Origin of the sequence: Qipengyuania flava (genome assembly GCF_011762005.1) — a bacterium.
In the GTDB taxonomy this organism is placed as follows: domain Bacteria; phylum Pseudomonadota; class Alphaproteobacteria; order Sphingomonadales; family Sphingomonadaceae; genus Qipengyuania; species Qipengyuania flava.
Genome location: NZ_JAASQU010000001.1, coordinates 1,037,914 through 1,059,656 on the forward strand (window position 1 = coordinate 1,037,914; position 21,743 = coordinate 1,059,656).

General features: G+C 64.3%; 28 protein-coding genes. 20 read left to right on the plus strand and 8 right to left on the minus strand.

Going from position 1 to position 21,743, the window contains the following annotated elements; translation table 11 throughout:
- Positions 1-33 precede the first annotated feature (33 nt).
- From FHS69_RS05120 to FHS69_RS05135, 4 genes are read left to right on the plus strand one after another with little or no spacing between them, the layout of a single operon-like run.
- Positions 34-1,146 (plus strand): AI-2E family transporter, encoded by a 1,113-nt coding sequence (locus tag FHS69_RS05120; RefSeq protein ID WP_166776777.1) that lies wholly within the window; start codon positions 34-36, stop codon positions 1,144-1,146.
- Entirely contained in the window at positions 1,136-2,374 is a 1,239-nt protein-coding gene (locus tag FHS69_RS05125) for a DUF3089 domain-containing protein (RefSeq protein WP_067673017.1), read from the plus strand. The genes FHS69_RS05120 and FHS69_RS05125 overlap by 11 nt, the downstream gene beginning before the upstream one ends.
- The gene (gene ruvX / locus FHS69_RS05130; protein WP_067469493.1) at positions 2,350-2,838 is read left to right on the plus strand and encodes a Holliday junction resolvase RuvX; all 489 of its coding nucleotides are present in this window, start codon (positions 2,350-2,352) and stop codon (positions 2,836-2,838) included. The genes FHS69_RS05125 and ruvX overlap by 25 nt, the downstream gene beginning before the upstream one ends.
- A gap of 11 nt (positions 2,839-2,849) precedes the next feature.
- Positions 2,850-3,011, plus strand: coding sequence for a hypothetical protein (locus tag FHS69_RS05135; RefSeq protein ID WP_161940297.1), 162 nt, complete (start codon positions 2,850-2,852; stop codon positions 3,009-3,011).
- Here FHS69_RS05135 and FHS69_RS05140 read toward each other — a convergent pair.
- From FHS69_RS05140 to FHS69_RS05150, 3 genes are read right to left on the minus strand one after another with little or no spacing between them, the layout of a single operon-like run.
- Entirely contained in the window at positions 3,002-3,868 is an 867-nt protein-coding gene (locus tag FHS69_RS05140; RefSeq protein WP_341801698.1) for a transposase, read from the minus strand. The two genes, FHS69_RS05135 and FHS69_RS05140, sit on opposite strands and share 10 nt — an antisense overlap.
- A complete protein-coding gene (locus FHS69_RS05145) occupies positions 3,777-4,844 on the minus strand; it encodes a hypothetical protein (RefSeq protein WP_166776779.1) in 1,068 nt (355 codons plus the stop codon). Before FHS69_RS05145 ends, FHS69_RS05140 begins: the two co-directional genes overlap by 92 nt.
- 13 nt (positions 4,845-4,857) lie before the next feature.
- Positions 4,858-5,010 (minus strand): hypothetical protein, encoded by a 153-nt coding sequence (locus FHS69_RS05150; protein WP_166776780.1) that lies wholly within the window; start codon positions 5,008-5,010, stop codon positions 4,858-4,860.
- A 122-nt stretch (positions 5,011-5,132) separates the two neighbouring features.
- On the opposite strand from FHS69_RS05150, the gene FHS69_RS05155 reads away from it, so the two are divergent.
- Positions 5,133-5,579, plus strand: a complete 447-nt coding sequence (locus tag FHS69_RS05155; RefSeq protein WP_067469484.1) for a PaaI family thioesterase — start codon at positions 5,133-5,135, stop codon at positions 5,577-5,579.
- Positions 5,580-5,581: 2 nt separating this feature from the next.
- On the plus strand, positions 5,582-5,995 hold the full coding sequence (locus tag FHS69_RS05160; protein WP_067469481.1) for a PaaI family thioesterase: 414 nt from the start codon (positions 5,582-5,584) through the stop codon (positions 5,993-5,995).
- Here the strand turns inward: FHS69_RS05160 and FHS69_RS05165 are convergent.
- Together FHS69_RS05165 and cobS are read right to left on the minus strand one after the other, a co-directional pair.
- Positions 5,992-8,178, minus strand: a complete 2,187-nt coding sequence (locus tag FHS69_RS05165; protein ID WP_166776781.1) for a transglycosylase domain-containing protein — start codon at positions 8,176-8,178, stop codon at positions 5,992-5,994. The genes FHS69_RS05160 and FHS69_RS05165 overlap by 4 nt on opposite strands.
- A gap of 60 nt (positions 8,179-8,238) precedes the next feature.
- Positions 8,239-9,234, minus strand: a complete 996-nt coding sequence (gene cobS, locus FHS69_RS05170; RefSeq protein ID WP_166776782.1) for a cobaltochelatase subunit CobS — start codon at positions 9,232-9,234, stop codon at positions 8,239-8,241.
- Between the two features lie 106 nt (positions 9,235-9,340).
- On the opposite strand from cobS, the gene FHS69_RS05175 reads away from it, so the two are divergent.
- Positions 9,341-10,186, plus strand: coding sequence for an oxygenase MpaB family protein (locus FHS69_RS05175; protein ID WP_166776783.1), 846 nt, complete (start codon positions 9,341-9,343; stop codon positions 10,184-10,186).
- Here the strand turns inward: FHS69_RS05175 and FHS69_RS05180 are convergent.
- Positions 10,183-10,866 carry a winged helix-turn-helix transcriptional regulator gene (locus FHS69_RS05180; RefSeq protein WP_166776784.1) on the minus strand — a complete coding sequence of 228 codons (684 nt, stop codon included), beginning with the start codon at positions 10,864-10,866 and terminating at the stop codon, positions 10,183-10,185. The genes FHS69_RS05175 and FHS69_RS05180 overlap by 4 nt on opposite strands.
- Positions 10,867-10,935: 69 nt before the next feature.
- Between FHS69_RS05180 and FHS69_RS05185 the strand changes: the two genes are divergently transcribed.
- From FHS69_RS05185 to FHS69_RS05205, 5 genes are read left to right on the plus strand one after another with little or no spacing between them, the layout of a single operon-like run.
- Positions 10,936-11,376, plus strand: a complete 441-nt coding sequence (locus FHS69_RS05185; protein ID WP_166776785.1) for a VOC family protein — start codon at positions 10,936-10,938, stop codon at positions 11,374-11,376.
- A 12-nt stretch (positions 11,377-11,388) separates the two neighbouring features.
- Positions 11,389-11,754: a DUF1428 domain-containing protein gene (locus FHS69_RS05190; protein WP_166776786.1), complete on the plus strand. Its 366-nt coding sequence runs from the start codon at positions 11,389-11,391 to the stop codon at positions 11,752-11,754.
- Complete coding sequence (locus FHS69_RS05195) at positions 11,751-12,536, plus strand: VOC family protein (protein WP_243844529.1); 786 nt, start codon at positions 11,751-11,753, stop codon at positions 12,534-12,536. Before FHS69_RS05190 ends, FHS69_RS05195 begins: the two co-directional genes overlap by 4 nt.
- A 4-nt stretch (positions 12,537-12,540) precedes the next feature.
- A complete protein-coding gene (locus FHS69_RS05200) occupies positions 12,541-13,176 on the plus strand; it encodes a glutathione S-transferase family protein (RefSeq protein WP_166776787.1) in 636 nt (211 codons plus the stop codon).
- On the plus strand, positions 13,169-13,654 hold the full coding sequence (locus FHS69_RS05205; RefSeq protein ID WP_067672997.1) for a VOC family protein: 486 nt from the start codon (positions 13,169-13,171) through the stop codon (positions 13,652-13,654). The genes FHS69_RS05200 and FHS69_RS05205 overlap by 8 nt, the downstream gene beginning before the upstream one ends.
- Positions 13,655-13,675: 21 nt before the next feature.
- Here FHS69_RS05205 and FHS69_RS05210 read toward each other — a convergent pair whose 3' ends face one another.
- Positions 13,676-14,269 (minus strand): J domain-containing protein, encoded by a 594-nt coding sequence (locus FHS69_RS05210; protein ID WP_166776788.1) that lies wholly within the window; start codon positions 14,267-14,269, stop codon positions 13,676-13,678.
- A 60-nt stretch (positions 14,270-14,329) separates the two neighbouring features.
- On the opposite strand from FHS69_RS05210, the gene FHS69_RS05215 reads away from it, so the two are divergent.
- The 4 genes from FHS69_RS05215 to FHS69_RS05230 are packed head-to-tail and all read left to right on the plus strand — an operon-like array spanning position 14,330 to position 17,238.
- Positions 14,330-14,602: a BolA family protein gene (locus FHS69_RS05215; protein ID WP_067469451.1), complete on the plus strand. Its 273-nt coding sequence runs from the start codon at positions 14,330-14,332 to the stop codon at positions 14,600-14,602.
- Positions 14,603-14,616: 14 nt separating this feature from the next.
- Positions 14,617-15,507: a pirin family protein gene (locus FHS69_RS05220; RefSeq protein WP_166776789.1), complete on the plus strand. Its 891-nt coding sequence runs from the start codon at positions 14,617-14,619 to the stop codon at positions 15,505-15,507.
- A 10-nt stretch (positions 15,508-15,517) separates the two neighbouring features.
- Positions 15,518-16,333 (plus strand): SDR family NAD(P)-dependent oxidoreductase, encoded by an 816-nt coding sequence (locus FHS69_RS05225; RefSeq protein ID WP_166776790.1) that lies wholly within the window; start codon positions 15,518-15,520, stop codon positions 16,331-16,333.
- Between the two features lie 2 nt (positions 16,334-16,335).
- Complete coding sequence (locus tag FHS69_RS05230) at positions 16,336-17,238, plus strand: alpha/beta fold hydrolase (protein WP_166776791.1); 903 nt, start codon at positions 16,336-16,338, stop codon at positions 17,236-17,238.
- Here the strand turns inward: FHS69_RS05230 and FHS69_RS05235 are convergent, their stop codons facing one another.
- Entirely contained in the window at positions 17,239-18,330 is a 1,092-nt protein-coding gene (locus FHS69_RS05235; RefSeq protein ID WP_166776792.1) for a DUF2332 domain-containing protein, read from the minus strand.
- Between the two features lie 36 nt (positions 18,331-18,366).
- Between FHS69_RS05235 and hisG the strand changes: the two genes are divergently transcribed.
- The 4 genes from hisG to thiL are packed head-to-tail and all read left to right on the plus strand — an operon-like array spanning position 18,367 to position 21,618.
- Entirely contained in the window at positions 18,367-19,023 is a 657-nt protein-coding gene (hisG, locus tag FHS69_RS05240) for an ATP phosphoribosyltransferase (protein ID WP_166776793.1), read from the plus strand.
- Positions 19,023-20,312 carry a histidinol dehydrogenase gene (hisD, locus tag FHS69_RS05245; protein WP_166777070.1) on the plus strand — a complete coding sequence of 430 codons (1,290 nt, stop codon included), beginning with the start codon at positions 19,023-19,025 and terminating at the stop codon, positions 20,310-20,312. Before hisG ends, hisD begins: the two co-directional genes overlap by 1 nt.
- The gene (nusB, locus tag FHS69_RS05250; protein WP_166776794.1) at positions 20,309-20,761 is read left to right on the plus strand and encodes a transcription antitermination factor NusB; all 453 of its coding nucleotides are present in this window, start codon (positions 20,309-20,311) and stop codon (positions 20,759-20,761) included. The genes hisD and nusB overlap by 4 nt, the downstream gene beginning before the upstream one ends.
- On the plus strand, positions 20,758-21,618 hold the full coding sequence (thiL, locus tag FHS69_RS05255) for a thiamine-phosphate kinase (protein WP_279588314.1): 861 nt from the start codon (positions 20,758-20,760) through the stop codon (positions 21,616-21,618). The genes nusB and thiL overlap by 4 nt, the downstream gene beginning before the upstream one ends.
- Positions 21,619-21,743: the final 125 nt, after the last annotated feature.

The window sequence follows — 21,743 nt, forward strand, 5'->3', positions numbered from 1 at the left end:
TGATGCAGCTGGGTCCTGGCACAGGGGGCGCGTATGACCGATGACACGCAGGACTTGAACGAGCAGGATCTCGGTACCAGCCCCTCGCGCATCAACGATCCACGGATCCGGCACGAGGTGTCGCGCGCGATGGCATGGGTCGGCGTAGTTGGCGTCACCGTCCTCGCGGTGTGGATCGCGCGCCCGCTGCTGGTCATCTTCGGTGCGATGGTCTTCGCCGCGATGATCGATGGCGGCGCCCGCTTGCTCGGTCGTGCGCTGTCGATCCCACGCCCTTGGCGCGTGGCGATCGTGCTGGCGGGCACCGTCGCCTTCCTGGTCTGGCTCGGCTATTTCGCCGGTTCGACCATTTCGCAGGAAGCCGCGCAGTTTCCTGCGATAGTCGAACGCCAGCTCAACGAACTGTTCGACTGGGCCCGCGATCAGGGTTTCCAGATCGAACAGACGCAGCTGCAGAACTACCTCGGCAATATCGGCAGCGGCATCAGCACCGTCACCAAGGCGTTGGGCGGCATCCTCGGTGGTGCAACCACGATATTGCTGATCCTCGTGATAGGCGTCTATGTCGCGGTCGACCCGCTGCTGTACGAACGCGGGGTCGCCTGGATGTTGCCACGCGAGCACCGCGGGCGGTTCTACGACACCGCGGCCAAGATGGGCCAGACGATGCGACGCCTCATGGCGGGACGCCTGCTCGGGATGGTTGTCGAAGCGATCTTTACCTACGTCATGCTGGCCTGGGTGGCGCCGCTCGTCGGGATCGGGGCAGTACCGATGGCCGCATTGCTTGCCATACTTACCGGTCTGCTGGCATTCGTGCCCAATCTTGGCGCGATCATCTCGGGCGCGCTGATGATACTGGTCGGGTTCTCGGGTGGGGCCGAGATGGGCATTTACACCATCTTCGTCTATTTCTTCGTCCAGAATTTCGACGGCTACATCGTCATCCCGATGATTGCCAAGAAGACGGTCGATCTGGCGCCCGCGCTCGTGCTGGCCTTCCAACTCATCATGGGCATATTGTTCGGTATCCTCGGCCTGTTCCTCGCCGACCCGTTGCTGGCGATGATCAAGGTGGCGCTTGAACGCCGCGCCGAACAGGTCGATCAGGACAAGCTCGCAAAGGAAGCGACGAATGGCGCGTAAATTCCTGTATTTCATCGCCGTCTGCATCGTGCTGTTCATCGTCGGCTCGATTGCGCTGACGATCTGGTCGCGCGAGGCGACCGAGATCGCCTTCGTTCCGCGTGGTGAGTTCGTCGAACAGGAACCATTGGCAGCCAATGCCTATCAGGACCCGGATATGTGGTATTCGCGGCCCGGCCTCGGAACCGCCGATCCGGCACGCTACCAGCCGGCAATAGCGGAGACCGCGCCCGATCCCGCTACACGCGAAGCCGCACCCGACTCACCCGCGGCCGAACAAAGCCTATCAGCGGGCAATCCACTGGAAAGCACCGGTTCGACCGCGGGCGAAGCCGCCGATCCGCAAGAGCTGCCCGAATTCGCAGTCTTCTTCGTTCCGCCCACCAGCTATATCCAGGCCGGCGGCGACTGGAACGCCACGCTTGGCGATCCCACGACCGACAACCGCGCGCGCATATTCCTTCGCGGGCTGGCGAGCCCCTTCAACAGGGCGGACGAAATCTGGGCGCCGAAATACCGCCAGGCAGCGGCCGGCGCCTTCCTGACCGACAAGCCCGAGGCCCAGCAGGCTATCGACGCCGCCTATGCCGATGTCAGCCAGGCTTTCGACTATTTCCTCCAGAGCATCGACGCCGACAAGCCGATCGTGCTCGCCGGGCATAGCCAGGGGGCATCGCATATCCTGCGTCTGTTGCGGGAGAAGGTTGCCGACAGCCCGCTGGCCGGCCGGATTGCCGCTGTCTACGCACCCGGCTGGCCCGTTTCGGTCGAACACGACCTTCCCGCACTGCCCTTCCCCGCCTGCGCTGCCGCTGGCCAGGCGCAGTGTCTGCTCGCCTGGTCGGCCTTTTCCGACGATGGCAATGCCGACATGATCATGCGCCGCTACGAGGCAACGGTGGGCTATAACGGCGAGCCGCGCGGGACCGGCCCGATCCTTTGCGTCAACCCGATCACCGGCGGTACCAATGGCAGTGCACCGGCAAGTGCCAACCTCGGCACGCTGGTTCCCGACGAAGCGCTGGCCAAGGGCGAACTGGTTTCAGGCGCCGTTCCCGCCCGCTGCGGCGAGAACGGCCTGCTTTATATCGGCGATCCGCCCGAGCTGGGACAGGGCGTGCTTCCCGGCGGAAACTACCATGTCTACGATATCCCGCTGTTCTGGAAGAACCTGCAGGAGGACGTCATTGCACGAGTGAAAGCATGGGCCAGCGCACGGGAAGCGTAATCGAGAACGCGCTCGATTACGGCGATGCGCTGCCCGATGGCGGTGCGTTGATCGGGCTCGACCTCGGGACCAAGACCATCGGCGTAGCCACCTGCGACGCGGGCTGGCGTTACGCCACCGCGGGCAAGACCATCCCCCGCAGCAAATTCGCCAAGGATTCGGCCAAGCTGCGCGCGATCGTCGAGGAACGCGCGATAGTCGGCGTGGTGATCGGCCTGCCCCGCAATATGGACGGCAGCGAAGGCCCGCGCGCACAAGCGAGCCGCGCCTATGCCCGCAATCTTGCCGAAACTTTCGCGCTGCCAGTCCTGTTGTGGGACGAGCGCTGGTCCACCTCGAGCGCCGAAGCCGCCATGATCGGACAGGACATGAGCCGGGCCAAGCGTGCCGAGCGAATCGACAGCCATGCTGCGGCGATCATCCTGCAAGGCGCGATAGACGCCTTGGCGGGTGGCGGGTTATAAACACCGCCGCGATGCGGCTTATCGATGCCCTCAAATTCCTGGTGAGCGGCCAGGGCCACGATCCGGACACCGGCCTCGCCGACCGTGACCGCGTTCTGTCACGCGCGCTCATGATCGTCGGCGGGGCTTTCGTTATCCTGAGCTTTGCGCTGTTCGTGCTGTTCTATAGCTGAGTTCGCCGGGCGTGGGCCTCACGCGAGAGCATCAGATCGCCCGCAGTCTCGGCTTCGCGCCACAGGCGGTCGCGCGCGGCCGCGCAACTTTCGCGCGCTGCGCGCGCCTCGAAACACGCCAGTCGCATGCGCGTACTCGGGTGGTTGCGCCCGAAATCGGCCGCGAGATCGAGCGCGCCACCCTCGCCCAGCGCCACGGCGCAGCGCAGGAAGGTCTCGCTTGCCGAGGGGTTGAGGATGCCGGAGATGCGCAAACCATCGAGATCGAAACCGTATTGATCGTACCATTCCTGCCCCGGATCGACATGCACGATGTTGAGCGAGACCGAAGTCGAACTCGGCGGATGCTGGGAATGGACGTCGCGATGCGCGCGGTAATGCAACATTCGCCCGCGATGCAAGGCGCTGCGCTCGACGAACCGCAGCGCCACGGCTTCCCCGCGATAGCCCGCGATGTCGCCATATTCGATCTCGTAATAGTCGCTGCGATAGCCGGGCCCGAAATAACCCGCGGTAAGGAAATCGAAATTGTGGTCATGCGCGATCCCGTAGACGAGGCTCGTAGCGCCGCTGGCCTGAAGGCACTTATCGGCTTCACCCGGCCAGATATTCGCCCTGAGAAAGCAGCCACCGACGACCGGCGAAAGCACGATCGCCTGCGGGCCGTAGCCGCTTGCCACAATCTCTGTTCGATGGGCATCGCGCAACTGATCCAGCAGCAGGTCTCCGAGAAAGGTCCGGTTGTTGGCTAGCCGCGCGAGATGCTCAGCGGCGGCTTGGACGCTTTCTTCCACGCGGGGATCGAAGCCCGCGGCGATCGCATCGACAGTCTCCTCGAGCGTGGCAGCGCCAGCCACCGGCGAAGGGATCTCCCGTGGCATCAACCGGGCTCGGAAAGCAGAGATGGACGCTCACGTTGCAATTGCGCCAGCAGTGCCCGAGCTGGCTGATAGAGCGGATCTTCGCGATCCTGCGCAATTCCCTCGAGGAGCGGCAAACCTGTCGCCGGATCGAGCGCAAGGCATGCCGGACCGCCTGCCAGCGCAGTTGCGCATCGCCGGTGCGCGTCCGCGCCGCAAGGACAGGCAAAGCGTCGCTTCGCCCCATCCGGCCAAGCAACAGCATGGCAAGTTCGGCGCGGCTGTCGGCCGCATTTCCGCTCGCACGATGGACGATGCGCCCCGACCGCACATCGATCCGTCGCGTCGGACCGGGGCGGCCGGCAGTCCTCGCCAACCGCAGCGTCAGCAAAGATTCGTGCGACGGCTGGATCAGGCGGGATCGCCTCGGCCCCGTGCATTTCATGCGCGCACCGGACTGAAGTTCCGTACGCACAGAATTGAGGGTCACGCGACCGCGATCCTCGGCCTCGATTGCGAACAGGCTTGCGCTGGCCTTACCTGCCAGCACCATTTCCCGTTGCTCGGCATCGACGAATGTCGCTATTGGAAGCTCTGAAAAAGCTGCTGCGTCTTGCAACACAAGCGACAGTGTCGCGCGCGCCTTGGCGGCAATCTGCAACACATGCGCACCGGCTTGCGAGCGATGCCGGAAGGCCAATTGCGCAAGCGGATAGGCACGATGCAACGCGGTGAGCCGGCCAATCAGAGGCCGTAGTAGGTCGCGCGCGGCCCCTGTGTGCTCGAACAAGGCAACAAGGGCCGGACAGTGGGCAAAATCGCCTCCTTCGCCATAACGGAGCAGTTCTTCGAGGACTGCCGCCAGCCTCGGCTCGCGGCGGCAGTCTTCCAAAGCCTCTTCCATCGCGACCCGATGGGTTCGGGCTTCCCTATCGTCTCCGCGCAGCGCTTTGAGCTCGTCACGGACGAACATCTGTTCCGGCCCGTCAGAGAAGCATATCGACCTGCATATGATCGTAGAGATAGACGATGATGCCGATCACATCGTCACCTCCGCTTGCCCATGGGGCGCTGCCAAAAAGACCTGCTGCCGTATCCAGTTCCGGCAAGCTGTCGAGTTCGATACCCGTGTTCTGCATTCTTCCCCCTCATGCCCGACCGATCCCCATCCGGCCCGCCCGATGAAGGTTGCCCCGGGTATCGCTGCGAGGGAAATTAAAACATTGTAAGATCATGAGACGCACGGCTAACGCAGCATGTGATGAGCGAGCAGGCGCGAAAATTCGATCCATCCCAGGCGACCGACTTCTTTACCGGTCGGGGGCACCCCGGATGGCTCGGTCTGCGCTATTCTGACCACGGCGACGATTGGGTCGAACTCGAATTGCCGTGGCGCGAAGACCTGCTCGGCGAGGAAGGTCAGCGGGTGCTTGCCTCGGGCCCGATTCTAAGCCTGATGGACATGGCCAGCGGAATGGCGATCTGGCGCGCGATGGACGAATTCACAGCGATCGCGACGCTCGATCTGCGTGTCGACTACGTACGGCCCGCGCGTGAACAGGCCAGCGTTTTCGGGCGCGCGCAATGCTATCGCCTGACCCGCAGCGCCGCCTTCGTCCGCGGACTCGCGCATGACGGCGATGCCGACGACCCGGTGGCGCATATCCAGGCGGTCTTCATGAAAATCACATCGACGGCGAGGCTGTGAGCATGGCGGACGCACCCGAGATCGAAGCCCTGACGCCCTATGCCCGTTCGCTCGGCATTTCCCTGGATCGCTGGGAAGACGGCACGCCGATCCTGACCGTCCCATTCGACGAGACGGTGGAGGGGCGACCCGACCATTACCACGGTGGTGCAACCGGCGGGTTGCTCGAAACCGCAGGCTATGCCGTATTGCGCGCGGAACTGGCGCGGCAGGATCGCGTCGCCATGCTCAAGCCGATCAACATAACCGTCCAGTATCTCGCCGCGGGCAAGAGCCGCGCCAGCTTCGCCTGCGGGCGCATTACCAAACTCGGCCGGCGAAGCGCGAATTTGACCGTAGAGGCGTGGCAGGACGACCGCGAGCGGCCGATTGCGACCGCCGTCATGAACGTGCTGATGGCAGAACCTGCAACCTAGTTGGCGGCGTCTTCCAGTTCCTCGCGGCGGTTGCGGACGGCCTCATAGCGTCGTTCGTCCGCGCGTCTTCGTGCTTCCTCGATCGCTGCCTCGTCCACCGCGACCCCCTGGTCGCCAATGCTGATGTCGACCGGGATGCCGTCGATCTCGGTCGAAAAGACCGCTTCGCCATCGCGGATGCGCAGCCGCGAATTGCCATCGCCGAGCGGGATATCGCCCAGATCGGGAACGTCGAGCGGTTCGATGGGCGTGCCGGGGTCTTGCTGTTCGCGCGGAGCGGGCTGCGTGGGCGCAGCTCTGACATTCATCGCGCGGTTCATGAAATCGCGCCAGATGCGTGCGGGCAGTCCGCCGCCGCTGATGCCGCCCTGCAGCGGCGAATTGTCGTCATTGCCTATCCACACGCCGACCACGAGATCGCCCGCATAGCCGACGAACAGCGCATCGCGATTGTCTTGCGTGGTCCCCGTCTTCCCGAAGTTCGGCCCGCTCAGCATCGCGGCGCGGCCCGTGCCCTTGTTGATCGCCGCACGCAGCATGCGCTCCATCTCCGAATGCGTCGCACGAGACAGGCTCGAGGGTCCGTCCCACAGGTTTTCGAAGAAGCCGCGCTCGGGGCGTGCGAAGGCGTGGGGCTCGACCGGATATTCATTCGCTGCCACCGCGGCATAGGCGGAGGTCAGTTCGAGCAGCGTCATGGTCGAAGTGCCGAGTGCCAGGCTGGGATCGCCTTCGGGTAGAGGAGCGCGCACGCCCAGATCGCGCGCAGTGGCGATCACCTTCTCGCTGCCCACCTCGCCCAGCAATCGGACCGCCGCGACATTGCTAGATTGCGCGAAAGCTTCTTCGAGCGTGAGGCTGTCGGAATAGCGCTCGCGCGAATTCTTGGGCCGATAGCTGCCCTCGGTGATCGCGGAATTGGCGATCCGGTCCGCGGGGCTCCAACCCGCCCGTAGAGCGGCGAGATAGACGAACAGCTTGAACGTCGAGCCCGGCTGGCGCTTGGCCTGCGTCACGCGGTTGAAGGGCGATTTGGCGTAATCCTTGCCGCCGATCATCGCGACCACTTCGCCGTTGCGGCGCATCGCGACCAGCGCCACCTGTGCTTCGCCCAGCGGCGCGCGCTGCGTTACCTGGCGGGCAATGTTCTGCAGCCGGCTGTCGAGCGTCGTCGTCAAGGTCTGGCGCGAATAGCCCTGCTCGGTCAGTTCGCGCGCCTCGGGCAGCGCCCAGTCCGCGAAATAGGTTCCCGTCGGCAGATCATTGCGTGTGCGCACATCGAGCGCTGGCGGTTTCATCGCGCGCGCTTCGGCCTCGGTGATATAGCCCGCATCGACCATCGATTGCACCACGATCCGCATGCGCCGCTCCGCACGGTCGTAATGCTTGGTCGGAGCATAGGCGCTTGGCGCCTGCAACAGCCCGGCAAGCATCGCCGCCTGGTTGGCCTTCAGGTTTTCCGGCTTGCGGTAGAAATAGTGCAGGCTCGCCGCACGCAGCCCATACACATTGTCGCCGAAATAGGCGTTCGAGAGGTAACGGCCGAGGATCTCGTCCTTGGTCAGCCAGCCTTCGAGCCAGAAGGCAATCAACGCCTCGCGCGCCTTGCGGGTGAGGGTGCGTTCGGGCGTGAGGAAAGTGAACTTCGCCAGTTGCTGCGTGATCGTGCTGCCCCCGCCGGTGCCCGTCAGCGCGGCGCGGGCGATACCGCGCGGATCAACACCCCAGTGCGAATAGAACCGCCGGTCTTCGGTCGCCAGGAATGCGTGGATCACATGCGGCGGCAGGGCGGCCACCTCGACCGGTTCGTCGGTTATCGCCCCGTTGCGCGCGATCGGCGTGCCGTCGGCAGCGAGCAGGGTAATCTGCGGCGCGGCGATCGGCTCGAGCGATTTGGACAGCGGTGCGGTGATCGCGAGCCAGGCGAACAGGGCGATGAAGAGCGCGACGATCGCGGCAAGGATGCGCACCGCCCACCAGCGCTTGCGCCGGCTGCGCCAGTAGTCGCGCTGCCACCATCGCTGGCGGCGCTTTTCTTCGGCATCGAGAGCCCCGTCCAGACGGTCGAGACGTGCGTCCCAATCGTCATAGTCGAGCGCCTCATGCGTAGCGTAATAGCCCCGGTGGCCCGCGGGTTCGGCCTCCGGTTGCGACTTGCGGCGGAAAGAATCGAATACGCCCATCGACTACTGTGTTAAACGAACAACACAGCAATGGATAGGGGATCGCGGATGAACGCGGCTTTACGCCGATTTGCCAACAACGCTCTCGGGGAGATCCTCGCCGAAGACGCGTTGATAATATTCGGCCACCAGCATGCGTTCTTCCTCGTCGCATTTGTTGAGGAAGGACAGGCGGAACGAGAAGCCGACATCCTTGAAGATGGCGTAGTTCTGCGCCCAGGTGATGACCGTCCGCGGGCTCATTACGGTGCTGATATCGCCATTGATGAAACCCTGCCGCGACAGGTCGGCGACCTTGATCATGTCGGCGAGGAGTTTCGGATCGATATCGGGATTCTTCGCCGAAACGATCGCCTCTTCGGTTTCCGCCGGCAGATAATTGAGGCCGACGACGATGTTCCAGCGGTCCATCTGGCCCTGGTTGATCTGCTGCGTGCCGTGGTACAGGCCCGAGGTATCGCCGAGGCCGACGGTGTTGGCTGTGGCGAACAGGCGGAAGTTCGCATCGGGCCGGATCACGCGGTTCTGGTCGAGCAGGGTCAGCTTGCCCTGCTGTTCGAGCACGCGCTGGATCACGAACATCACATCGGGGCGGCCCGCGTCGTATTCGTCGAACACCAGCGCCACCGGGTGCTGCAGTGCCCAGGGCAGCAGGCCTTCGCGGAATTCGGTCACCTGCAGCCCGTCGCGCAGCACGATCGCGTCGCGACCGACCAGGTCGATACGGCTGATATGCGCGTCGAGATTGATCCGCACGCAGGGCCAGTTGAGCCGCGCGGCGACCTGTTCGATATGCGTCGATTTACCCGTGCCATGATAGCCCTGCACCATCACGCGGCGGTCGTGCGCGAAACCCGCCAGGATCGCCAGCGTGGTATCCGGATCGAAGACATAGGCCTCGTCCAGATCGGGCGTACGCTCGTCCGGCTTGGAGAAAGCGGGCACCTGCCAGTCGATATCGATCCCGAATGTCTCGCGCACATCGACGGTGGTGTCGGGCGCGGGAAGGACGGTCTTGGCGGAAGCGTCGAAGCTCTTGTCGGTCATATCGTTCATCGCGTGGGGCGGGTTAGACGGATGGATAGGTAGCTGCAAGCAACGAAATTGCGATGCGCCCCAAGCTGCTCTCGACTTGGCGCTGGCTGCATCACATATTGTCGCCATGCCGCCCGTCCCGCTGTCCGAACGCCTGCGTCTCAAGCTCGTCGAGCAAGTGCGCGGCGTGTTCAACGACGTGGATGGAGGCGAAGCCCCGGTGCCCGTGTCCGACGAGGCCCTGTTCGCGAAGGATACGCCGATCCGAATGGTGCATGCGGATATTGTGGCGATGATGGTCGGCGGGATCCGCGGACTGCTGCTGCAGATGCTGCACCCGCACGCATTGCAAGGGGTACTCAACCATTCGAACTTCCGCAGCGACATGCACGGACGGCTGCGACGCACAGCGCGCTTCATCGCGGTGACCACCTTCGGCCATCGCGACGATGCGCAGGTGGCGATCGAGCGGGTCAACCGAATACATGCCGCAGTCGGGGGCAGGCTGCCCGATGGGTCGTCCTATTCCGCCAGCAACCCGCGTGTCTTGGCATGGGTCCACGTCGCCGAGGCGACCAGCTTCCTCGCCGCCTATCTGCGCCATGTGCGGCCCGATATGCCCGGCTCCGAGCAAGACGAATATTATCGCCAGTTCGCGGTGGTCGCTCGCGCGCTCGGCGCGGATCCGGTCCCGCTCGACCGGCGCGAAGCAGACACGATCTTCCGCGACTTGCGGACCGATCTCACCGCCACACCCGCCGCACGCGAAGTGGCCGATCTCGTGCTGCGGCAGCGACCGCAAGGCGCTCCCCCTGCAGTACAGGCCATGCTGGGGGCAGAGGCGGTGGCGCTGCTGCCTCCCTTCGCCCGGTCCATGCTGGGACTGGAGCGCCCGGGTCTCGCCGCCCTCCCCGCGCGCGCCGCGACATGGGGAATGGGCAAGACCTTGCGCTGGGCCTTCCGGCAATCCTAGGCGAGCGGTGGCGGCAGCTCGAACAGGTCGACAAAGGCAAGCGCAAGATTGCGGTCTCCTTCGATCACCAGACCGCCCTCGGCTTCGAGCGCGCCGACCGCGACTCCCGCATAAAGCAAGCCCGCAACGACTGGCGCTGCCGGCGCGCGGATGATCGCCCGGGCCGCGTCGATGGCGCCGCGCTCGATCGGCAATTCACCATCGGCGAGGCGCGCAAGAAAACGTTCGCCGCCGATATCGAACCCGATCGTGGCCGACATCGCCGTCGCCTTGGCGGGGTCGAACATGGTGCGCATCGACAGCATAAGCGACACTGCCGACAAAGGCAGCGTAGGATCGTGGCGTGAAGACATCGCCGCCCAGCGCCCCAATTCCTGGATCAACGGCTCTGCCGCATATCCCCAACTGGTGAGCTCATAAACCTGCGCCGGAGCGGGCGACGGGACCCGCCGCCTTGCCAGCACGCCCACATCTTCCAGGCTACCCAGCCGTTCGGTCAGCACCTTTGCCGAGATCCCCGGCAGGCTGGCGCGCAAGTCGGAAAAACGCCGCGGCCCCAACATCAACTCGCGGACGACGAGCAGCGCCCAGCGTTCGCCGAGCAACTCCATGGCGAAAGCCGTGCCGCAGGCGTCGTCATACCACTTGCCATGACCTTTGGTTTCTTTTTGTAACTTCATCGTTGCTTTTAGTAACTCATGCGCGCATCACACTCAAGTTCCGAGTCGCCGGGGATTGAGGAGAAGCGCGTGGACAAAACCATTTTCGTGAACCTGCCGGTGGCTGATCTGGCAAGCTCGACCGCCTTTTATGAAGCCGTCGGCTTCGTGAAGAACGACAAGTTCAGCAACGAACTCGCTTCGGGCATGATCTGGACCGATACGATCCATGTCATGCTGCTGACCCACGAGTTCTGGAAAACCTTTACCGACAAGCAGATTCCCGATGCTTCCAAGGTGGCGCAGGTGTTGCTTTGCCTCGGGCTCGAAAGCCGTGCGGCGGTGGATGCCATGGTCGAACGCGCAGCCGCGATACCCGGTGGGCGTGCGGATCCCACGCCGACGCAGGACATGGGCTTCATGTACGGTCGCAGCTTCGAGGACCCCGACGGGCACATCTGGGAAATCTCATGGATGGATCCCGAAGCCATGGAAAACGGCCCAGGGGAACTGGCCGAGGCGCAGCACTGAAGGAGAGCGAGTATGTATATCCAGGGTTTCGTAGTGCCGGTGCTACCGGGAAAGAAGGAAGCCTATCTGGCAGTGGCGAAGGATGCCGGAGAAATGTTCCGCCGTTACGGTGCACTCGAAATCGTCGAGGCTTTCGAGGACGACATCAAGCCCGGCACCCACACCGATTTTCGCAAGGCAGTGCAGGCAGAGGATGGCGAGCATATCGTTTTCTCCTGGGTGGTCTGGCCCGACAAGGCCACGTGCGAGGAGGCCGCCAGCCAGATGGAAGCGGACGGGCAAATGGAGATGCCGGCGGAGATGCCCTTCGCCGGGCCCCGTCTCATCTATGGCGGCTTCACACCGATCTATACGCTCGGGAGGGGAGAAGCGGCATGAGCATGCAGGACCGCGAAGGCGATTTCGTCTGGTACGAATTGATGACCGACAATGCCGATGCCGCGCAGGATTTTTATGGCAGCCTGCTCGGCTGGAAATTCGCCTCCGGCGATGCGCCCGGTATCGACTATCGCCTGGGTAGCATGACGGACACCGAAGTCGTGGGCGTCATGCAACTGACCGCCGAGATGCACGAAGGCGGCGCGCGACCGGCATGGATCGGCTATATCGCAGTGACCGCGATCGACGACGCGCTGGCGCGGCTCGAGGAGCTGGGCGGGCGCGTCCTGATGGGGCCCGACCATATGGAGGGCGTCGGTCACATGGCGATGGTCACCGACCCGCAGGGGGCGCCATTCTACCTGATCCAGACCGAGGGCGAGCCGAGCGAGTCCTTCGCCAGGTACGAGGCACGACTTGGCCATTGCGCATGGAACGAACTGGTCACCGATGACCCCGCCGCCGCGGGTGCGTTCTACTCCGCTCTGGTGGGGTGGGAGAAAGGCGAATGCATGGATATGGGCGAGATGGGCCCCTACCAGATGTATGCGGCTGGCGACTACACCCTGGGCGCGATGATGAAGCGCCCCGATGCAATGCCGGTTTCGCTGTGGTGCTATTATTTCCGCGTTCCCGACATTGATGCCGCGCAAGCGTCGGTCGAACGCCACGGCGGACAGGTGGTCAACGGCCCGATGGAAGTCCCCGGCGGCGAATTTGTCCTGCAGGGCGTCGATCCGCAAGGCGCGATGTTCTCGCTTATCGGCAAACGCGGAGAGTGAAACGATGGCCGACTACACATTCTACACCAACCCCATGAGCCGCGGGCAGATCGTCCGCTGGGCGCTGCACGAAGCGCAGGCGGATTACGAGCAGGCCCTGCTGACCTATGGCGGCACCATTGCCGAGCCGGCCTATCTGGCGATCAACCCGATGGGCAAAGTCCCGGCACTGGTCCACCACCGTGAAGGTGGCGACCGGATCATCACCGAATGCGCAGCGATCTGTCACTACCTGGCCGAAACCGCAGCGCCCGGGCTGCTCGCGGACGATGCCGAGAAGTCCGAGTATTTCCGCCTGCTGTTCTTCGCAGCGGGACCGCTGGAACAGGCCATAACCGCGCGGAACATGGGATGGGATCCGGCCGAACCCGAAAAGCAGGCGACGACGGGCTTCGGCAGCTACGAGCGAACGGTCGATGCGTTCGAAACGCTGCTGCAAGGCCGTGACTTCGTGTGCGGCGAACGCTTCACTATGGCCGATGTCTACGTAGGCAGCCAGGTAATCTGGGGAGTCCAGTTCGGGACCCTGCCCAAGCGTCCCGCTTTCGAAGCCTATGCCTCCCGGCTTACCGAACGCACCGCCTATATCGAGGCCAAGGCGATCGATGCCAAGCTGATCGAGGAAAAAGCAAATGGCTGACCAACGCCTGGCGACCTGCCTCTGGTTCGATGGCGGCGCGAAGGACGCTGCAGAATTCTACTGCGCCCTGTTCCCCGATAGCCATGTCAAACGGATCGACACCGCGCCGGCCGATTATCCCGGTGGGCGAGCCGGAGACGTGCTGACCGTGAGTTTCATGCTGCTGGGCAGCGCTTTCATGGCTCTCAACGGCAAGGAGAAGAACGACTTCACCGACGCCGTATCGTTTCAGGTCTTTACCGAAACGCAGGCCGAAACGGATCGGTACTGGTCAGCCCTGACCGCCAATGGCGGAAGCGAAATGGCATGCAGCTGGTGCTGTGACCGCTGGGGCATTCGCTGGCAGATAATCCCGCGCGTGCTGATGGAAGGCCTCGAGCATGCCGAACCTCAAGTGCGTGCGCGGGTGTTTGCCGCCATGCAGGAAATGGTCAAGATCGATCATGCCGTCATCGAGCAAGCGATTGCCGGAATTTAGCCGCTCCCTGGCGGCCTGACGTCACGCGAGAGCACGCGCCTTGCGCAGCGTCTGGTAAGCTTCCACCACGCGGTTGAGCCGCGTTTCATATTGCCGGTTCCCGCCATTGCGGTCGGGGTGATAACGGCGCACCAGTTCCGAGTATCGCCGCCTCAACCCCTTGCGATCCGTGTCCAGTCCAAGCCCCATTGTCTCAAGCGCTTCGGCCTCCTCGCGACTGAACCGCCCGTCCATCGCCATTTCCGCTTCGCGCCGGGCGCGGCTCTTTATGCCGCTGGCGCGCGCCGAAATCGCATCGAGCGGATCGTCGAAATCGCTCCATCGCGGCATGCCGTCGACACCCGCAGTCGGGCGAAAACTGGGGCTCTCGGTACGCCAGCCCGACGCGGGCGATTGTGCGGCGAAAACTTCCTCTGCGCTCATGCCTTCGAACCAGTCATAGCCTGCGTTGAATTCGCGGACATGTTCCAGGCATAGCCAACGCCATTCGCCCGGCCCGTCGAAACCGTGCCCCTGCCCGCCCGGCGCGCGGAATTCGCCCGGCTCGCTACACCGCGGGTGGGCGCATTCTCGCCCGGTGTCTTCGTATCGTCCGTGAAACTTTGTCTGGCGCATTCGTTCTAGGATGGGGAGCGAAACACGCTAAGAAAACCCCGGACAAGGAGATTCGACCTCGTGGCAGGACCCGTTCAGCAGGAAATGGAACGACTTTTGAAAGAGGCGTTCAGCCCTACCCGGCTCGACGTCATCAACGATAGCGCCAAGCACGCCGGACATTCGGGCGACGATGGCAGCGGCGAATCGCATTTTACCGTCGTGATCGAGGCGCCCGCCTTCGCAGACAAGTCGCGGCTCGAACGCCAGCGCATGGTCAACCGGGCTCTGGGTGACATCCCCGGCGAACGGGTGCACGCACTCGCCATCCAGGCTTCGGCACCGACAAGCTAGTAGGGACAGCGACAATGAGCCAGATCGATCAGGTCCTCACCCCGACCACGCACGATCTCGGCCAGTTCCAGGTCCGACGTGTGCTGCCCGCGAAGGCGCGCAGCATGGTCGGACCCTTCATCTTCGTCGATCAGTTCGGCCCCGCGCAGCTCGATCTGGGCGGCGGGATGGACGTTCGCCCGCATCCGCATATCAACCTCGCCACCGTAACCTGGCTGTTCGAGGGCGCGATCGACCACCGCGACAGCCTCGGCACGTTCTCGACCATTCGCCCGGGACAGGTAAACCTGATGACTGCGGGTCGCGGCATCGTCCATTCGGAACGCTCGCCGGCAGAAAAGCGACGGGCGGGTCCGAAGCTCTACGGCATGCAGACCTGGCTCGCTCTTCCCGACGGGCGCGAGGAGATCGATCCCGCATTCGAGGCAGTGAAGAACTTGCCGATTGTCGAGGACGGGCGCGCGAAGGCGATCGTGATCATGGGAGAATTGTGGGGTGAACGCGCTCCCACCACCACGCATGCGCACACGATCTATGCCGAGATCATGCTCGGCGCCGGCGGTGCGATCCCGCTGGAGGAAGACGCCGACGAACGCGCGGTCATGCTGGTGGGCGGAGAAGCCTCCGTCGATGGCCACCCGCTGCGGCTGTATGAACTTGCGGTGCTGCAACCCGGGCGTGACATGACGCTCGAAAGCCGTACGGGCGCGCGCGTGATGCTGCTCGGCGGAGAAGCCTTCACCAGCGAACGCCATGCTTGGTGGAACTTCGTCAGTTCGAGCCGCGAACGCATCAACCAGGCCAAGAGCGATTGGCGTGCAGGCCGCTTTCCGGTGGTCCCGGGCGACGAGGAGGAACATATTCCCCTGCCCCAAGGCACGCCCAAGACGGTAACCTATCCTTGAGGGAGGACATATGAGTTTCGAAGGCAAGACCGCGTGGATTACCGGGGCTAGCAGCGGGATCGGCGCGGCGCTCGCGCGCGAATGGGCCGCTCGCGGCGCACGCATCATCCTGTCGGGCCGCGACGAAGGCAGATTGGCCGCAGTGGCTGGCGACATCGCGACCGATACGCTGGTCCTGCCCTTCGATGTCCGCGATGACGAGGCGATGCTCGCTGCGACCGAGAAAGCGATCGGCTGGCGGGACGGGGTCGATATCTTCGTCGCCAACGCCGGTGTATCGCAACGCAGCGCGGCGGTGGATACCGACATGGCGGTCTATCGCGAGATCATCGACATCGACCTCACCGCACAGATCGCGGCGACGCAGGCGCTGCTGCCGCACGTCACCGCGCGGGGCAGCGGGCATCTGCTGTTCATCAGCTCGATCGCGGGCAAAGTCGGCGTGCCCATGCGCACCGCCTATTGCGCGGCCAAGTTCGGGCTGGTGGGATATGCCGACGCGCTGCGCGCCGAACTGTCGCAGCAGGGCATTTCAGTGCATGTCGTCTGCCCCGGATCGGTCGCCACCGATGTCAGCCGCAACGCGCTGACCGCCGATGGCAGCAAGCGCGGACGTAGCGACAAGGTGATCGACAACGGCATTGCCCCCGACGAGGCGGCCAGGCGGATTATCGATGCGGTCGCGGCCAACCAGCGCGAGATCATCGTCGCTGAGGGCATGGAAGAAGCGATGGGCGAACTGCGCCGCACCCAGGACCAATTGCTCGACCAGGTCGCGGGCATGGTCGCCGCGGGGTATATGGACAAGATGAAGGCGGAGAGCTGATCATGGCGCTTGCCCAGCAGCGGGTTGCGCTGGCCAATGGCATCGAACTCGATGTGGTCGACGAGGGGCCGCGCGATGCGCCGGTACTGATCTTCCTGCACGGATTTCCCGAAAGCCATCGCACGTGGCGCAACCAGATCGCGCGCTTTTCAGATCGATATCGCTGCATCGCGCCCGACCAGCGCGGCTATCGCGGATCGTCCAAGCCGCAGGAGGTCGAGGCCTATACGCCCGACAAGCTCGTCGGTGACGTTTTCCTAATGGCCGACGCGCTGGGGGTCGAAACCTTCACCATCGTCGGCCACGATTGGGGCGGCGCGATCGCCTGGGGCGTCGCCTATGCCGGAATGGCCAACGGCCGCGTGACGCGCGCGATCATCGCCAATGCGCCGCATCCGGTGATCTTTCCGCGACTGCTCTACACCAATCGCCAGCAACGCGAGGCGAGCCAGTACTTTCGCGAGTTCCGTGATCCCGCCAATGACACGCTGGTGCGCAAGCACGGTCTCGGTGCACTGCTGATGAAAGTGTTCACCGGAGACCTTACCGTCACGATGGAGCCCGAGGAACAGGCAGCGCTTCTCGAGGACTGGTCCGACCCCGATGCCGCGATCGGCATGCTCAATTACTACCGCGCCAGCCCGATGGAAGTGCTCGATCTCGACGCGCCCTACGACCTTCCTGCGGACTATCAGGATTTCCCGCTGCCGAAGCTCGGCATGGAAACACTGGTCATCTGGGCGATGGATGATGCCGCCCTGCCGCCGGCCAATCTCGACGGGCTGGAAGAGAAAGTGGAGCATCTCGAAATCGTCCAGGTCCCGGGCTGCGGTCATTTCGTCCAGTGGGAGGCGCCCGAGCAGTTCAATTCTGCGATGGAAGACTTCCTGTCCCGCACCGGCTGATCAGCCGGACCATTCGATCCACGCGCCATGGGGATGCGCAGTGGCGAGTTGGCGCCACTCTTCCCCGCCGGGCCAGTACCGGACCGACAGTTCGTGGCGATGCGTGTCGCGATTGGCCTCGAGGCTGACCCAGGCGAGCGGCGCATCCGCCGTCGCCCTTGCACCTGCATCCTCCATCAGCGAGGTTATGCGCTCGCGCTCCTCGGCGGGAATGTATTGCCAGACCACCGAATGCATCAGCACGCGCGTGGCGCCCTCCTTATGAGGCTTTCCGAGCTGTCGCTGGAGGAAGTCCACGGCTCGCATCCGCGCAATCTCGGGCGGGAAGCTGTTCGCGGCATCGATCGCCGCGTCCATCCTTGCGAAGCGTTCGGTAAACTCGGGCCAGATATAGGCTTTCAGGCGCAGCGCCTGTGCTGGATCGGTGAGATCGACCGGTGCGACATCGCACCCTCGTGCATCGACTATGTCGAATGTTCGCGCGGGGGGTGGGTCGCCGCGCCACTCAGGCACGAGCTTCATGCGCGATGTGGCCGGACCGGCCGACACGCCGCCCAGTTCATAGCGATAGCGGCGCATCATCAGATTTATCCCCGCGCTCGATCCGATCTCCATCAATTCGAAATCGGCGGGCAATCCCTGATCGACCAGCCACAGGAAAGCGGCAGCAAAATTGGCCGACCGCCCTGCCTCATTGGTCTGGGGCGGCCCGTCGAGCCACGGCATCAGATAGGGCTCGTGCCGCTCGATCGCATCGGCGATCAATTCGGCGCCATGGGTCGGGCCAAGCCCTTCATAGATCGGGGCCAGTGCGGGTTCCTCGCCGGCAAGATGCAACGCGTGTAGCCCGCCGGCGACACGCAATGGCAGCGCATCGGCCAGCGCAGGCCCGGCCCAGCGGCGCACGCGCCGCATGACCGCGCCCCCGCGTTCGGTATCGAGCAACTGGCGCAACGCATCGCACACCAGCGCGGTGATGGGCGCGCCATTGTCGCGGCAATAGGCGACCTGGTTCTCGAATGCGCGCGCCACCGCGTCGGGCCCACAGGCCCCCGGATCGGTCGCGACATATTGTGCCTTGTCGATCGGCATTGCCCTTTGGCCCCCTGCTGCCTATCTGCGCACCCCATGAACGATCGCCTGACCTTCGCCGTTCCCAAGGGCCGCATCCTCGACGAGGCGCTGCCCGTGATGGCACGCGCCGGCGTGGTGCCCGAGGCGGGCTTCCACGACAAGGCCAACCGCTCGCTGACCTTCGCCACCACGCGCGACGACATGCACCTGATCCGCGTGCGTGCCTTCGATGTGGCAACCTTCGTCGCGCATGGCGCAGCGCAGATGGGGATAGTGGGATCCGACGTGATCGAGGAGTTCGACTATGCGGATCTCTATGCCCCGGTCGATCTCGACATCGGGCACTGCCACCTGTCCGTTGCCGAGCCGCGCGAGGGTGCGGAAAGCGTCGATGGCGCAAGCCACCTGCGCGTCGCGACGAAATATCCCAACCTGACCCGCCGCCATTTCGAGCGGCAGGGCATTCAGGCCGAATGCGTGAAGCTCAACGGCGCGATGGAAATCGCGCCCGCGCTGGGCCTCGCAGGACGCATCGTCGATCTGGTGTCGACCGGAACCACGCTGCGCGAGAACGGGCTGGTCGAAACCAGCCGCATCCTCGACATCTCCGCCCGGCTCATCGTCAATCGCGCCGCGCTCAAGACCGATCCGCGCGTTGCCGCGCTGGTCGAGGCGTTTCGCGCCGATGCCGCCGCACGAGAGGTTGCATGATGCGCATGCTCCGCAGCTCGCAGGCGGATTTCGAGACCGCTTTCGGTCGGATCGTGCGCGACCGGCGCGAAAGCGACGTACAGGTCGGACGCGATGTCACCGCGATCATCAACGAAGTGCGCGAGCGCGGCGACGATGCGCTGGCCGATTACACCGCCCGTTTCGACAGCCATGGCCTGTCGCAGGACGCCGACTGGCGGATCGATCTGGCCGAATGCCGCGCCGCATACGAGGCGCTCGATTCGGATCTCCGCGATGCGCTCGAGACAGCCGCGGGTCGTATTCGTGCCTATCACGAAGGGCAGCTGCCCGCTGATCGCGATTATGTCGACGACATCGGCATGCGGCTCGGTGCCCGCTGGAATGCAGTCGACGCGGCGGGACTCTACGTTCCCGGTGGACGCGCGGCCTATCCCTCTTCGCTGCTGATGAATGCCATTCCCGCCAAGGTTGCAGGTGTCCAGCGCTTGGTTGTGACCACGCCGACGCCCAAGGGCGAGGTCAACCCGCTGGTGCTGGCCGCAGCGCACATCGCGGGCGTCGACGAGATCTGGCGTGTCGGCGGCGCACAGGCGGTTGCCGCGCTTGCCTATGGTACGAAGCGCATCGCCAAGGTCGATGTCATTGCCGGGCCGGGGAATGCCTGGGTCGCCGAGGCCAAGCGCCAGCTTTATGGCGTGGTCGGGATCGATATGGTTGCCGGGCCGAGCGAGATTCTCGTGATCGCCGATGGCAACAACGACCCCGAATGGATCGCGGCGGACCTGCTCAGCCAGGCCGAGCACGACCCGACCAGCCAGTCGATCCTGATCACCGACAGCGAAGCACTTGCCCGGCAGGTCGAGGACGCAATCGACCTTGCGTTGATGAAGCTGCCCACCGCCAAGACGGCAAAGGCAAGCTGGGAAGCGCACGGACTGATGGTCGTGGTTGACGACCTCGCCGAAGCCCCGGCCCTGTCCGACCGGCTCGCGGCTGAGCATGTCGAACTGATGGTCGACGAACCGCAGCCGCTGTTCGACGCGATGCGCCACGCGGGCAGCGTCTTCATGGGACGCCACACGCCCGAAGCTGTCGGCGATTACATTGCCGGCCCCAATCACGTCCTTCCCACCGGCCGCCGCGCCCGCTTCGCCAGTGGCTTGTCGGTGCTCGATTTCATGAAGCGCACCAGCTTCATCGACGCTTCGGCCGCGGCGCTCGCCGCGATCGGCCCGGCAGCGGTCCGGCTGGCCGAAGCCGAAGGCCTTCCCGCGCATGCCCTGTCGATTTCCACGAGACTGAAATGAGCCAGAACCCCAAATCCCAAGCGCGCAGTGCCGCCCGCCTCGGCGCGGTGCAGGCGCTCTACCAGCAGCAGATGGAGGGCACTGCCCTCGCGAAGTTGCTGAATGAATTCCACCAGTACCGCCTCGGTCGCGTGATCGAGGACGAGGAATATGCCGAAGCCGATGTCGACTTCTTCGACGACATTGTTGCCGGGGTCGACGCGCGCCGCGCCGAGATCGACGAAAAGCTGACCGGTCGGCTGGCCGATGGCTGGACGCTGGCGCGGCTGGACAAGACAATGCTCCAGATCCTCCGGGCGGGCGCATACGAGCTTCTGGCACGTCCCGACGTTCCCAAGGCCAGCGCGATCAGCGAATATGTCGATGTTGCCAAGGCCTTCTTCGACGACCGCGAAGCCAAGTTCGTAAACGGCATCCTCGACGCGATCGCCAAAGAGGCGGGGCGCTGAACGAAAGCGACTTTGTCGCCGCGTTGCAGGCGCTGGCAAAGGATCCCGCCGCCCGCGGCCTGGAAGACGATGCAGCTGTCCTTGCCCTCGGCGATGACACGTTGGTGATAACTCACGACACGCTGGTCCAGGGGGTTCATGTCCGCGGGGACGAGGATCCGGCCGATATCGCGTGGAAACTGATCGCGGTTAACCTGTCCGACCTTGCCGCGAAGGGCGCTGCGCCCATGGGTCTGCTGGTTTCGCATATGCTGGGTGAAGCAGACGAGCGCTTCCTCGCCGGATTGCGTACCGTGATCGAGGCATTCGGGGTGCCGCTGCTTGGGGGGGATACGGTCCGCGCAGAGGGCCGCCGCGTATGGGGATGCACTGCGATCGGACGCGCGACGCATACCCCCGTCCCCGACCGCCGCGGCGCCCGCCCCGGCGATGCAATATACGTCACGGGCACGCTGGGCCGCGCCATGCTGGGACTGCACGATCGCGGATCGGGAAGCGACGACGATCTCGCCTACCGCCAGCCGCGCCCCCTGCTGGCCGAGGGCTGCGCACTCGCCCCGCTCGTCACTGCCATGATGGACGTGTCCGACGGCCTCCTGCTCGATGCGAGCCGGATGGCGCATGCCAGTAGCACCCGGTTCGAAATCGACAGTGCGCGGGTCCCGGTGGCCGACCGGGGGCGGGCCGACGAATGCATGCGCTGGGGCGACGACTACCAATTGCTGTTCACGGTCCCCGAGGAAGTGAAAATTCCGATCGAAGCAGCACGGATCGGCACCGTATGCGAAGGTCCGGCAGGGGTCTGGCTTGACGGTCGCCCCCCCGCCGAAGACGAGGTTCTGGGTTACCGTCATTGATTACTTGCGCATGCGGCCAAGTACACGATTTCAATGCTGCGCGCCGGGGTCTTGCCACGCAATAGAAGCCCCTATACCTCTTCCCCGTTCCGGCGTTTCCCGCGCCGGTTCGCCAAAACATATAA